At 40.8% G+C, this 14,381-nt stretch carries 8 protein-coding genes; all 8 read left to right on the forward strand.

What is annotated here, in order from left to right; genetic code table 11:
* Nucleotides 1-11: 11 nt before the first annotated feature.
* The 8 genes from motB (at nt 12) to A391_RS0106690 (ending at nt 14,341) form a co-directional block, all read left to right on the forward strand.
* Nucleotides 12-950 carry a flagellar motor protein MotB gene (motB, locus tag A391_RS0106655; RefSeq protein ID WP_019898271.1) on the forward strand — a complete coding sequence of 313 codons (939 nt, stop codon included), beginning with the start codon at nt 12-14 and terminating at the stop codon, nt 948-950.
* A 103-nt stretch (nt 951-1,053) separates the two neighbouring features.
* Entirely contained in the window at nt 1,054-1,602 is a 549-nt protein-coding gene (locus A391_RS14590; RefSeq protein WP_019898272.1) for a hypothetical protein, read from the forward strand.
* A 119-nt stretch (nt 1,603-1,721) separates the two neighbouring features.
* Complete coding sequence (locus A391_RS0106665) at nt 1,722-2,090, forward strand: response regulator (RefSeq protein WP_019898274.1); 369 nt, start codon at nt 1,722-1,724, stop codon at nt 2,088-2,090.
* 291 nt (nt 2,091-2,381) lie between these two features.
* Nucleotides 2,382-4,688, forward strand: coding sequence for a chemotaxis protein CheA (cheA, locus tag A391_RS0106670; protein ID WP_019898275.1), 2,307 nt, complete (start codon nt 2,382-2,384; stop codon nt 4,686-4,688).
* Between the two features lie 12 nt (nt 4,689-4,700).
* Nucleotides 4,701-5,195 carry a chemotaxis protein CheW gene (locus A391_RS0106675; RefSeq protein WP_019898276.1) on the forward strand — a complete coding sequence of 165 codons (495 nt, stop codon included), beginning with the start codon at nt 4,701-4,703 and terminating at the stop codon, nt 5,193-5,195.
* A 161-nt stretch (nt 5,196-5,356) separates the two neighbouring features.
* Nucleotides 5,357-8,335 carry a methyl-accepting chemotaxis protein gene (locus A391_RS14695; protein WP_019898277.1) on the forward strand — a complete coding sequence of 993 codons (2,979 nt, stop codon included), beginning with the start codon at nt 5,357-5,359 and terminating at the stop codon, nt 8,333-8,335.
* A 162-nt stretch (nt 8,336-8,497) separates the two neighbouring features.
* Nucleotides 8,498-11,560 (forward strand): methyl-accepting chemotaxis protein, encoded by a 3,063-nt coding sequence (locus A391_RS0106685; RefSeq protein WP_019898278.1) that lies wholly within the window; start codon nt 8,498-8,500, stop codon nt 11,558-11,560.
* 270 nt (nt 11,561-11,830) lie between these two features.
* Nucleotides 11,831-14,341, forward strand: coding sequence for a methyl-accepting chemotaxis protein (locus A391_RS0106690; RefSeq protein WP_019898279.1), 2,511 nt, complete (start codon nt 11,831-11,833; stop codon nt 14,339-14,341).
* The last annotated feature ends 40 nt before the right edge of the window (nt 14,342-14,381 follow it).

Here is a 14,381-nt window from a genome sequence, read left to right on the forward strand (position 1 = left end):
AGGAAGTTGTTATGGCTGAGGAACTGCGCAAGCCGATTATTGTTAAAAAAATTAAAAAAAGCGGCGGTGGTCATCATGGCGGCGCATGGAAAATTGCATACGCTGACTTTGTGACTGCGATGATGGCGTTCTTCCTACTTATGTGGCTGTTGGGCTCTACATCTAAAGCACAAAAAGAAGGGATTGCTGAATACTTTAAAACGCCATTAAAGGTTGCATTGATGGGTGGGGATTCTGTAGGTGCTAGTGATACCTTAATCAAAGGTGGTGGGGGTAAAGACTTTACTAAGAAGCAAGGACAAGTAAAGCCAGTTGATGGGCCACCAGGTAAGCAAAAAAATGTGGATATTAAAGACGCTAAGGCAGCGCTAGAGAAGGCTGAAGCAGAAAAGCTGGAGCTTTTAAAAGAGAAGTTAGAAAAAACTATTGAAGAAAGTCCGACTTTAAGTAAGTTTAAAAAACAATTATTAATTGATATCACAACAGAAGGTTTAAGAATACAAATAGTTGATGAGCAAAATCGACCTATGTTTGAGTCTGCAAAGGCTGAAATGCAACCCTATGCTAGGCAGATTTTGAAAGAAATTGGACAGATGCTGAATGGTGTTACCAATAAAATTAGCTTATCTGGGCATACGGATGCCGCACCTTACTCTAGTGGTGAAAAAGGTTACAGCAATTGGGAGTTATCATCTGACCGTGCTAACGCATCACGCAGAGAGTTAATTGCTGGTGGGATGGATGAAGCCAAGTTGTTGCGTGTGGTGGGTTTATCCTCAGTTTCTTTATTTGATAAAGATGATCCACTTAATCCTATCAATCGTCGTATCAGCATTATTGTGATGAACAAACAAGCAGAAATGGATGCGATGAAAGATGATGGTGAAGCGACATTAGCATCTGATGCAGATAGTGAAACGGTAGATAATGTACTGAATAAGAATAACTAATGTTATGTGATATTCATTGGTTTTAATTGTAAAGTTAGTAGTAGTTTTTGAAAATAATACTGTGCTTAATTTAGTAGTATCAACGCGTTAGGATCGTTGTTGTATGGAAATAAAAACATTACCAATTGCTGAGTTGCGCAAGCTACTTGCTGCGGTTTCTGACCACGGCAAACAGCATTTAATAGAGGTTGAGGCAGATTTGCTACAAACAACATATCTATTAAGTGAGGCCATTGAGAAGTTAAGCACCAGTTTCACCGCTGTGCATGAGGCTGTCTGCGAGCAGCAGCAAGTTCTTGATGCATTGGTTGCAAAATATGCAATCGAGAAACCTGTGTTAGAAAAGCTAGAAACATTCAAATCTAAAATTGGTGAGGAAGTCAATGTGGCCGTCACCAGTCTTCAGTTCCAAGATCTTACAAGTCAGCTAATAGCAAGAACTATAAAACGAGTAAATGGCTTAAAAGACTTATTACATGAAGTTGAGTCTCATAGTAACGAGATGGATCCCAGTCATGAACACGAAGAAATAGTGAAGTTTTTAGAAGAAATTAGTAATAGTTTGCAGGTAGGTAGCCATGCTTTGTCTGGCGGCTTGCGTCGATCAGTTGGACAGAAAGACATGGCAACTGGTGAAATTGATCTTTTTTAGAGCGCTAAGGCTAAATATATTAGGTTTGCTGCCGTTAGGCAGTGTAGGTTAAGCATAATAGCGCTCTGGTTCTAGTGGTAAGCGTGATTGTTTGTTAACAGTAAAAAGTGAGTAAATAAATGGCAAAAACAATATTAGCAGTAGACGACTCAGGATCTCTGCGCCAAATGGTAGCATTTAGTCTAAAGGCTGCAGGCTATGATGTGGTTCAGGCGGTAGATGGACAAGACGGTCTGAATAAAGCCAAAGAGAAAACTGTGGATCTGGTGTTAACTGATCAAAATATGCCAATTATGGATGGTCTAACATTAATTAAAAACTTACGTGAATTAGGTTCTTATCAAAAAGTGCCAATTTTGATGTTAACGACTGAGTCTAGTGATGAAATGAAAGCAAAAGGTAAGGCTGCCGGTGCTAATGGCTGGCTAGTGAAACCTTTTGATCCGAAACGTTTGATTGAAGTTGTACAAAAAGTGATTGGCTCATAAGGTTTTGTAGTTTTTCGGGCTATTTAGTATCTAGGTGTTAAGTGGTGTGAATTTAAGTTACTTATTGATGAAAAATAATAAGCAATCAATTCTTAAGTGACATCCAAATGAGAGACTCATGTCTAGAAGTGAAAAACGATTAACGCAAAATGAAGTTAGATTGATTTAGATATGATTAAATTTTTTGCTTCTAAATAGAATCACTAAAGGCTTGAATAAAATGTAGCGGCAGTATTAGCGCAAACCATACGTTTTGTATGCTAGCGCACGTAAATAAGATGGAGTGCGGCAATGACAATTGATATGAGTCAGTTTTACGAGGTCTTCTTTGATGAGGCTGAGGAGCTATTAGCTGAGGCTGAGCGTTTGCTCTTAGGTATTAATATTGCGAATCCTGACAATGAGGAATTAAACGCAATTTTCCGTGCGGCACACTCAATTAAAGGTGGCGCGGCTACTTTTGGTTTTATGGATATGACCGAAATTACGCATGTGCTTGAAAATTTGTTAGATAAAATTCGTAAACATGAAATGGCACTCACAGCTGAGCATGTTGATGCATTCCTTGCTGCTAAAGATGTGCTCAAAATGGAGTTGGATGGGCATCGTTTGGCAACAGAGGTAGATGAAGAGCAAGTGGCTGACGTCAAAATGATGTTGAAGCAACTTTCAGAAGCCGGTGCTGTTTCTGCTCCGGTTGTTGCTCCAGTTGCCACTGCTCCAACGCCTCAGCCTGCAGAACCTATCGTTAAAGAATCCATAGAAACTCCAACGCCAGATGGGATGAGTTGCTTCAATATCGTAATGCCTGATATTACAGAAAAAGATGTTGAAAACTTGCAAGAAGAACTGGGCCTCTTAGGTGATGCTACAGTGAGTAAGCAAGCGGATGGGCGTTTTGTTATTAGCTTAACGACTGACTCATCACAAGACGATATTGTTTCTATTTGCTCGTTTATTGTTGATCCAGATGATTTAGTGATTACATTGAAATCAGATTCACCCGTTGTAGGCACATCCCCAGCTCAAGAGGCTACATCTGAGCTTGCCATAGCAGTTGAAACTCAAGTCGATACTAGTAATAAGGTTTTAGTTCAAGAAGAAGTCGGTTACGGTCTTTTTGAAGAAGAAGGGAAAGAGAAACAAGAGGAGGGATATGGCTTTTTTGCACCATTTCAGCCTCACCCTGATGCTGTTAAATCAAATCTAATTGGTGATGACACTGCACTTACACTAGCCAATAGTGGTACGACTAGTGCACAACTTGCTACTGCAGTAAAGGCAGAGGTGGCTGCTACTACAGCTTCACAGGATGCTGATCGTAGAAATGCAGGACGCCGTGAGGCTGATAAGGCGCCAGCGAGTGCAGAAGCCTCTTCAATTCGTGTAGGTGTTGAAAAAGTTGATCAACTAATTAATTTGGTTGGTGAGTTGGTGATCACGCAAGCGATGATTGAGCAGCGAATTAGTATGCTGGATCCGGTTCATAATGAAGCGTTAATTAACAGTGTTGGCCAATTAACACGTAATACTCGTGACTTACAAGAGTCCGTGATGTCAATTCGTATGATGCCGATGGATTTTGTATTCTCTCGCTTCCCTCGAATGGTGCGTGATCTTGCCGCTAAATTAAATAAAAAAGTAGATTTTGTGACAGTTGGTGCTACAACAGAGTTGGATAAGGGATTGATCGAGCGCATTGTTGATCCCCTTACACATTTGGTCAGGAACAGTGTGGATCATGGTATTGAAATACCAGAAAATCGTAGGAAAGCAGGTAAGAGCGAATCTGGCACTTTAACACTTTCTGCTGCTCACAAAGGCGGTAGCATTGTTATCGAAGTGACTGATGATGGTGCAGGTCTTAATCGAGACAGAATTCTTGCTAAAGCACAATCAAATGGCTTGCCAGTTAGTGAAAATATGACTGATGGTGAAGTGTTCTCACTAATCTTCGCACCTGGGTTTTCTACCGCAGAGGTTGTTACCGATGTTTCGGGACGTGGTGTGGGAATGGACGTGGTTAAAAGAAATATCACGGCAATGGGGGGCTCAGTTGAAATTCGCTCTGCACTTGGATTTGGTACCACAATATCTATTGCACTCCCACTCACACTGGCAATTTTAGATGGCATGTCAGTTTCATTAGGCGATAGTGTCTATGTGATTCCGCTTAATTTAATTGTTGAAACTCTGCAACCACGTGCTGAAGATATCAAAACTGTCACTGGTGAGGGGCGCATGGTGCATGTGCGTGGCGAATACTTGCCTATTATTGCCTTACATAGTTTATTTAACCATAAGACGGATATTACTGACCCTACACAAGGTGTTTTAGTATTACTCGAGTCTGACGGTAAAAAATCAGCTTTGTTTGTTGATCGCCTAGTTGGACAGCAGCAAGTGGTAATTAAGAGTCTAGAAACAAACTTTAAGAAGATTCCAGGCGTATCTGGCGCCACTATCATGGGTGATGGTTCAGTAGCTTTAATCTTAGATGTAGCCGCTTTGATACAAATGGGGCAAACCACCAACTATATTACCGGCGCAGCCTCATTTTCTAACCAAAATAATCAGCATATGCAAAGTAATGCATAAGGAGCTTAAATAATGAGTACAGATAATTTAGTAAGTAGTTCGAAAGCAAAAAGTGCAGAAGGTGAATACCTCACCTTTGTTTTAGGCGCTGAAGAGTATGGTTTAGAGATTTTGAAAGTTCAAGAAATCCGTGGCTATGACGCAGTAACTCAGATAGCTAACACTCCAGAGTTTATTAAAGGTGTTGTTAATCTGCGAGGCAAGATTGTACCAATTGTTGATTTACGTATTAAGTTTAATTTAGGTAAGGTTGAATATAACGAGTTTACAGTCGTCATTATTCTTAATCTGCACGGGCGAGTTGTAGGCATTGTTGTAGATGGTGTATCTGATGTAATTGCTTTAAAAGAAGAACAAATCCGTGATGTGCCTTCCTTAGTGACCAGTATAGATACGAAATATATCGTAGGGCTGGCTACACTAGACCAAAGAATGTTGATTTTGGTTGATATCGAACAGTTAATGACAAGTCAGGAAATGGCTTTAGTTGATGCCGTTGCTGCCTAATCAGTAGTAGTTTCGAGTAAGTAAAGAAGTTCTAACCGATAAAAATTTATAAATCTTACTTACTTTGAAGTGAAAAAATTGGCTTAATTCCTGAGTCGATTGACTGCATTCTAAGCTTTGATTTGTGTAGTTCTAATATGTTGTAAATACGGAGATATGGGATGAAATTACTGAGAGCGCTAACTGTTGCGCAGCGATTAATGCTGATTATTGTACTAGCTGTTTCTGTGGTAGCAGTACAGGCTGCAATTGGTTTATATGAGCTAAGCCAAGTTAGAACTAGTCTTAAGTCTGTCTATCAGGATAGGATGGTCCCAGTCGAGTCATTAAATCAAATTACTTTGAATATGCTCAAGAATCGCGCTCATTTAAATGCTGCTTTAAGTCAATATAATGTGGTAGTAGCTGAAGATGGACAGACCTATATTGAACTTGATGCTCAATCTGCCATAAAAGAAGCTGATTATATTGAAAGTAAAATTAAAGAAATCAGTGGTATTTGGGCTACATATCTACAGAACAGCTTAACAACAGAAGAGAAAGTGCTCGCTGACAAGTTTGCTAAAAGCCGCGGTCAGTTTGTTGAGGTGGTTTTAAAACCTGCTGTTGAACAATTGCGTGCTAATAATTATGAAGCATTAAAACTCACCAATCAAAAAGCATATGATTATTACGTGGCAGCTGAAGCTGACATAAATGCTATGGTTAAGTTGAATCTAGAGATTGCCGCAAATGAATATGTCAAAGCATCAACTAATTATGAAAATGTACGTTTGCTCACATTTTCTGGATTGTTTTTTGCCATGCTAATATTAATTTGGTTAGGTTTTGCAATCACGCGCTCAATTACTAAAGCCTTAGGTGGTGAACCAGATACGATGTATGACACAGCTAAGCGCATTGCATTGGGTGATTTAGATTTTACTATACCATTGGCTACCAATGATCGAAGTAGCACAATGGCCGCAATGAGCACGATGCAAGCTAATATTAAGTTATTGATTTCGGATATTGCAACACTATCTCAAGCGTCGCAACAAGGTCGTTTATCTGCGCGTGCAGATGCAAGCCACCATCAGGGTGATTTCCGTAAGGTTGTCACTGGTGTGAATGATACTTTGAATGCCGTCATTGGGCCTCTTAATGTAGCAGCAAGTTATATGGAAAGAATCTCAAAAGGGGATATCCCAACCAAGATTGTTGATCATTACAATGGCGATTTCAATACCATTAAAAACAATATAAACACGTGTATTGATGCTGTTAATAACTTAGTGAATGAAGCAGTTAGTTTAGAAAATGCTGCGATTGAGGGACGTTTAAATAATCGTGGTGATATCACAAAATATCAAGGTGATTTCCGTAAAGTTGTTGAAGGATTTAATAACTGTTTAGATGCCGTGATTAACCCGCTGAATGTAGCTGCTGGCTACGTTGATAATTTTGCAAAGGGTAATATTCCAGCAAAAATTACAGATCACTACAATGGTGATTTTAATATTATTAAAAACAATTTGAATGCATGTATTGATGCGCTTAGCTTGTTAGTATCAGATGCCAATATGCTGGCACAAGCGGCCCAAAACCATGAGCTAGATACACGTGCAGATATTTCTAAACACTGGGGTGATTACCGAAAAGTGGTCGAGGGTGTTAATGGCACATTAGATGCTGTGATGCAACAGAATGCCGCAGATGCCGCAGAAAAAGCACAAGAAGCACAAGTATTATCTGACGCAGTTGAAGAAACTCAATTGATCATTGAAGGCGCTAAAACAGGCAACCTCAGTAGCCGAGTTTCCCTAGCAGGCAAAACTGGTGCAATTGCTAGCCTATGTGATGGCGTGAATGCACTGATGGATAAAATGACGGAAGTGATCATCCAAGTGAAAGAAGCCGGTGAAACCATCAACACCGCAGCTGGAGAAATCTCCTCAGGCAACACCGATCTATCAAGCCGCACAGAACAGCAAGCATCTAGTCTAGAAGAAACAGCCTCTAGCATGGAACAGCTCGCCTCAACAGTAAAACAAAATGCGGAAAACGCCAAACAAGCCAATCAACTAGCTAGCGCCGCCTCAGGTGTCGCAGTCAAAGGTGGAGAAGTCGTTGGTCAAGTCGTCAACACCATGAACGCCATTAACCAAAGCGCCCACAAGATTGAAGACATCATCAGTGTGATAGACGGAATCGCATTCCAAACCAACATCCTAGCCCTCAATGCTGCAGTAGAAGCGGCCAGAGCCGGAGAACAAGGTCGAGGCTTTGCAGTGGTTGCCGGAGAAGTCCGCAACCTAGCACAACGCTCAGCCTCAGCAGCCAAAGAAATTAAAGAACTCATCACCGACTCCGTCAACAAAACCGCAGAAGGCACCAAACAAGTAGAAAACGCCGGTGCCACCATGCAAGAAATCGTGACTTCGGTTCAACGCGTCACCGACATCATGGGTGAAATCGCAGCAGCATCCATAGAGCAAAGTGCTGGCATTGACCAAGTCAACAACGCCATCACCAGCATGGACGAAGTGACACAACAAAATGCGGCACTTGTTGAAGAAGCCGCAGCGGCTGCTGAATCGCTAGTAGACCAGGCAGTTGGTTTAATGGACACAGTGAGTGCGTTTAAATTGAGTGGTGGGTCTAGCATGCAAAGTAGACCAAACTTAAGGACAATTCCACAGCCATCGCGTATTGCGGCTAAGGTAGCTACACCTAAGTTAACACATGACTTTTCATTTGAAGAGGCAAAGCAAGCTCATATTAAATGGAAAACACGCTTGGTAGACTACATTGCAGGTCGTTCAAAAGAGCATTTAGAAGTAGAGAAAGTTTGTCGTGATGATCAGTGTCCATTAGGTGGCTGGATACATGGTCGAGCACAAAAACATGCTCACACACCAGAGTATAAAGAACTTAAAACTGCACATGCGGAGTTTCATGAGAGTGTAGGGCATATCGTGCGATGTGTGCATAACCAGAAACAAACAGAAGCTAAGCAATTGCTAGGCGGAGAGTTTTCTAAGACATCAAAACGAACTATTAATGCGATTAGCGCGATTGAAGCCAGTGTACAAAATCGAATAACAGGGACTAGTAAAGCGATTGCTGGTAACGCTGGTGATGATTGGGAAGAGTTTTAAAGCTAATGGAGATATGATTAGATTTTAATCTAATCATATCTCCCTATTTTAATGGTCGTGATAAGGGGCATAGTTAGTTAGCTTAAGTTTTAGTGTGTATTAATCTGCTATAAACGTTGTGAGTATTATTAAAGTTACTTAAGTACTAGAAAGAATAAAATCATGAAGATCAATATGCCAGTAACACAGCATGAGCTAGAGCTTAATAGTACCCATCAAATTGTTTCCAAAACTGACTTGAAGGGCAGAATCACGTTTATCAACAGGGATTTTGTTGAGATAAGCGGGTTTACTGAAGAAGAGCTGATTGGCCAGAGTCATAATATTGTTCGCCACCCTGATATGCCTCCAGAAGCATTTCAAGATTTGTGGAGTACCGTTAAATCAGGTAAACCTTGGATTGGTATTGTCAAGAACCGCTGTAAAAATGGTGATCATTACTGGGTTGAGGCAGTTGTTTCACCTGTAAAAGAAAATGGTACGGTATCTGGCTATATCTCAGTACGTAAAAAAGCGTCACGTGCACAAATTGAAGGTGCGCTAAATTATCACCGCTACCTGAAAGAGCATCATAGCTGGCTAGAAGGCGTCATGACAAAGGCTAACAACCTTAGACGAAACTTCTCACTCAAAGCTAGAATTGTCTCTATATTTGTTGCAGTAGCATTGACCTGTTTAGGCCTAGGAGTAAATGGCTTATACGGCATTCAATATAGTAATGATCGCTTATCAACAGTCTACAATGATCGTGTAGTACCACTACAGCAGCTTAAAATTGTTGCTGATATGTATGCTGTCAATATTGTTGATACTTCCCATAAGTTACGAAATGGCAACATTAGTTGGTCCCAAGCACAAAAAAATGTAGATGATGCGATTAAAGCTGTCGATAAAAACTGGCAAGCATATACGCAAACATACTTAGTTCCTGAAGAGAAAGTATTAATCTCAGAAGCTAAACCTCTCATTGAACAAGCAAATGTGGCAACGGCAAAGTTAAAAGAGATTATTCGCACCCAAGATGAGTCGTTGATAGCAGAGTTTACAATTAATAATTTATATCCGTCGATTGAGCCATTATCTGAAAAAATAAGTGAATTAACAGTATTGCAACTGGATATTGCAGCTAAAGAGTTTAGCCTTGCGCAAGAGAATTATGCTTTTAAACGTAATTTAAATATCTTGTTCATCTTTCTTGGATTACTAATTACAGGTTTTCTAGGCTGGCAACTTTACCGAGCAATCATGCCACGTATTGCAATGGCGATTAGTTACTTAATGGCAACTGCGCAAGGTGAGGATCATGACTCTGTATTGCGGACAGGTCATCGAGATGAAATGACCGATGTGATGGATGCATACAGGGCTTTAAAAACTAGGATAGATTTTGACTATACAGATACCTTAGCAGGGGTAGATCGTATTAAGTCAGCATTAGATAATGCGTCTATTCCTGTCACTGTCGGCAATGAAGTTAATAAGCTTATTTACATGAATAAAGCCAGTTTCAAACTATGGGAGAAAATGAGTGCCAATATAGCGAAATTGCATCCTGGATTTTCTGTAGACAATCTAGTTGGAGGCACTTTAGGCAAATATATAGAGAACGAAGAAGATCGTGCATCATATGTTGCAGAGCTTAAAGGCACTAAAGTACTAGACACGACAATGGCTGGCCGTCATTTGAGGTTAACTTTCAACCCTGTGCACAATGCAGAGGGCCACTATCTAGGTCGCATGATTCAGTGGGAGGATAGAACAGAGGAATTAGCTGCTGAACAAAGTATAGCTCGTTTAATAGAGCAGACTGTTTCAGGTGATTTAATGAATAGAATCGATGCAACACAGTATCCGGATGGTTTTCTAAAGGATATTAGTGAAGGCATGAACAAATTGTTGGAGGCTGTCATTGGTCCACTAAATATGGCCGCAAATTATGTTGATAATCTTTCAAAAGGTGTGATTCCTGCAGAAATAACAACCGAGTATGAGGGTGATTTTAATATCATTAAGAACAATCTGAACGCATGCGGTATAGCGATAAAATCCCTAGTTGCAGATGGCAATTTACTTGCAAAAGCTGCTGAAGCCGGTGATTTAAGTGCACGTGCAGATGCAACAAAACATCTTGGAGAGTATCGTAAAGTAATTGAGGGGCTTAATGCTACGCTTGATGCAATTATTGAGCCTTTAAACATGGCCGCGAATAGCGTAGAGGATATTGCTCGCGGTGACATCCCGCAGCAGATTACTCACCGCTATAACGGTGACTTTAACAAAATTAAAGATAACTTAAATACTTGTTTTTCTGCAATCAACGCACTAGTTGCAGATACAAAAATGCTTTCTGATGCTGCTGGTGAAGGTAATGTCTCTGTTAGAGCTGATCCGGATCAACATTTTGGAGATTTCCGTAAAATTGTTGAGGGCGTTAACAATACCCTTGAGATGATTGTTGGCCCAATTGCTACTGTTAAAATGTCGATTGAGACAATTAACACGGCTGCTAAAGAGATTGCACAAGGCAATTCTGATTTATCACGCCGCACAGAAGATCAAGCAGCCTCACTAGAAAAAACAGCGGCCAGCATGGAAGAGCTATCTTCAACCGTGAAGCAAAATGCCGACAATGCTAAACAAGCAAATCAGCTCGCTACAGCCGCCTCTGATGTCGCGGTTAAGGGAGGTGTCGTTGTGTCAGAAGTAGTGACTACAATGGCAAACATTAATCAAAGTGCCAAGAAAATTGAAGACATCATTAGCGTGATTGACGGCATTGCATTCCAAACGAACATCTTAGCGTTAAATGCAGCAGTTGAAGCGGCAAGAGCAGGTGAACAAGGTCGCGGATTCGCAGTCGTTGCAGGAGAAGTACGTAACCTAGCACAACGCTCAGCTTCAGCAGCCAAAGAGATTAAAGTGTTGATTACAGAGTCTGTAAACAACACAAACGTAGGTACAGTGCAAGTAGAAAAGGCTGGTAATACAATGCATGAAATTGTGACCTCTGTTAAACGGGTCACAGACATCATCGCGGAAATCTCGGCTGCTTCGCAAGAGCAAAGCGTTGGTATTGAGCAAGTCAATGAAGCTATTATGAAAATGGACGACGTCACCCAGCAAAATACGGCCTTAGTAGAAGAGGCTGCTGCTGCTGCAGAGTCGTTGATGGATCAGGCAGACGAGCTGATGAAAGCTGTGAGTGTGTTTAAATTAGATCATTAGATATGATTGATATTTCATTTAAGCTAAGTTTAAATTAATGTTATTAAGAGTTAAATGCAAAATCTAAATGAAGATTTAATTAATTTTAGTTGTATGAAACAAAATATAATGCGATTTAGGCATTTATTTTCATGGATTCTGCTTGTTCTTTGGCTGAGTTACACTTCAGTGATGTTGAATAGCTTTAAGCAGCAAAATAGTTGGGTAGCATCATTGTGTAGAGCAAGTGATTAAATATTAATTGATCGTTTTAAAAGAATTGGAATTAAAATGGAAGTAGTAAAAAACAGTCAGATTGATCCATGGGCAACTAGCGCAGATAAATTAATGTCAATGACATTGCTTGTATTGGTCGCGATTAGTATCTTTATTGGTTATTCAAATGGAACACAATTTGAGGCTTTAGCTATTGGTGTACCTGCACTTGTTATTCCATTGCTTTTCGTCAAAACGATGCCAGGTTCAGTGCTTGCTAGAATCTCGCTTGCTGCTGCTTTCATGGTGTTTTCCGCACTTTTTATTCAGCAAACACGGGGTATGAATGAAGCGCATTTTTCTATTTTCATTTTATTGGCTTTTCTACTTTATTATCGTGACTGGAAGCCAATTTTCGCTGCTGCACTAGTTATCGCAGTTCATCACATTAGCTTCAACTCCTTTCAAACTTATGACTCTGGATTCTATGTTTTCCAATCAGGTGCAAATTATAAGTTGCTATTAATACATGCATTAGCTGTTGTTTTTGAAGCAGCACTTCTCATCATTATTGCGAATAACCTGCGCAAAGAAGCCAACATGATTGGTGGGGCACCGGAGGATGTTGTTAACATTGCGAGGCAACTTGCTAATGGCAATTTAAATCAACTCATTGATGTTGATGCTCGAGATAAATCTAGTGTTAAATTTGCGCTAAAAACAATGTCAACCAATATGTCTGCGATCGTATCTCATATCGAAAGTATGACCGTTGAACATGGAAAAGGTAATTTAGAAGCGTTGATTGAGCTGGATCAGCTTCATGGAAGTTATAAATCCATGGCTGAGAAGATCAATGCTATGTTAGCTTCGCAAGCTAAATTAGTACATAAAATTACTCAAAGTGTGATTAACTTTTCTAATGGTGATTTTGATCAACCTTTTGATCAATTGCCTGGCAAGTTGAGTTTTATTAATGAAGCTATCGAACAGTTGCGTGCTAATGTAAAGGCAATCATTGAAGATATCGCAGAGATGTCGAAAGAACACGAGGTCGGTAATATTGATGCATCGATGGATGTCAGCAAATATAGTGGTGCCTTTGCGAAAACTGTGATGGGTGTCAATGTAATGGTAGGCGCGCACGTACGTGAGAAAGAAGAAGTAACGGAAGTGATGCGCGCATTAGGCGATGGTGACTTTGATGTACAAATTCAGCAGTATCCGGGTAAGAAAGCAGAAATTAATAAGAATCTAGACAGACTCAAAGGTAAGCTAAAGGGCGCGGTTGATTCAGTAAAGTGGGTCACAAATGAGCATGCGCTTGGCAATATTGATATGAGTCTACATGCGCATCTATTCAAAGGAGGCTTCTCTGAGCTAGCGACGGCAGTCAATGCGATTGTTGCTGGACAACTAGAGTTGACAGAAAAAGCCCTTGCCTGCGTTAAAGCGTTTGGTGAAGGTGACTTTGACGCTCCGTTAGAAACATTCCCAGGTAAAAAAGTATTTGTGAATGAAGCCATTGAACAAGTACGTACTAACTTAAAAGCGCTGAACGAAGATGCGCAATTACTAGCAGACGCAGCCCATGCTGGTCGTGTCACCGTTCGTGCTGATGCAGATAGACACCAAGGTGACTACCGCAAGATTGTTAACGGCATGAACGAAACACTAGAAATGATCGTTGGTCCGATTGTGACGGTACAGCAATCAGTAGAAACGATTAACACCGCAGCAAGAGAAATTGCGCAAGGTAACGCTGACCTATCACGCCGCACAGAAGATCAAGCAGCTTCATTAGAAAAAACAGCCGCCAGCATGGAAGAGCTCTCTTCAACCGTGAAGCAAAATGCCGACAACGCTAAACAAGCCAACCAACTTGCATCAGCCGCCTCAGGCGTTGCTGTAAAAGGCGGTGTAGCAGTATCAGCCGTTGTCAGCACCATGGCTCAAATTAACGAAAGTGCCAAGAAAATTGAAGACATCATTAGCGTGATTGACGGCATTGCATTCCAAACGAACATCTTAGCGTTGAATGCAGCAGTTGAAGCAGCAAGAGCAGGTGAACAAGGTCGCGGATTCGCAGTGGTTGCAGGAGAAGTACGTAACCTAGCACAACGCTCAGCTTCAGCAGCCAAAGAGATTAAAGAACTGATCACAAACTCAGTTAACAAAACCGCAGAAGGCACTAAACAAGTAGAAATGGCTGGGGAAACGATGCAAGAGATCGTCAGCTCAGTCAAACGCGTGTCAGACATCATTGGCGAAATCTCAGCTGCATCACAAGAGCAAAGTGCTGGTATTGAACAAGTCAACGAAGCCATCATGAAAATGGATGACGTCACACAGCAAAATACAGCCTTAGTAGAAGAAGCGGCAGCGGCAGCTGAATCAATGATGGAGCAAGCGGACGAACTGATGAACGCAATCAGCGTATTCCAGCTAGGATCACATAGTGAAAGTAAAGTATCGCGTAATGTACCGAAGGTGATGACTAGTAAAGCAGCAACGATTGCTAGACCAACGCCTGCCAAAGTGAGTATAAAGCCCAGTGCGGATGATGGCGATTGGGAAGAGTTTTAAAAATACATGTGATAAGTTATTTTTTAAATAGATATTGATA

This window comes from Methylotenera mobilis 13 (assembly GCF_000384255.1).
GTDB classification, from domain to species: Bacteria; Pseudomonadota; Gammaproteobacteria; order Burkholderiales; family Methylophilaceae; genus Methylotenera; species Methylotenera mobilis_B.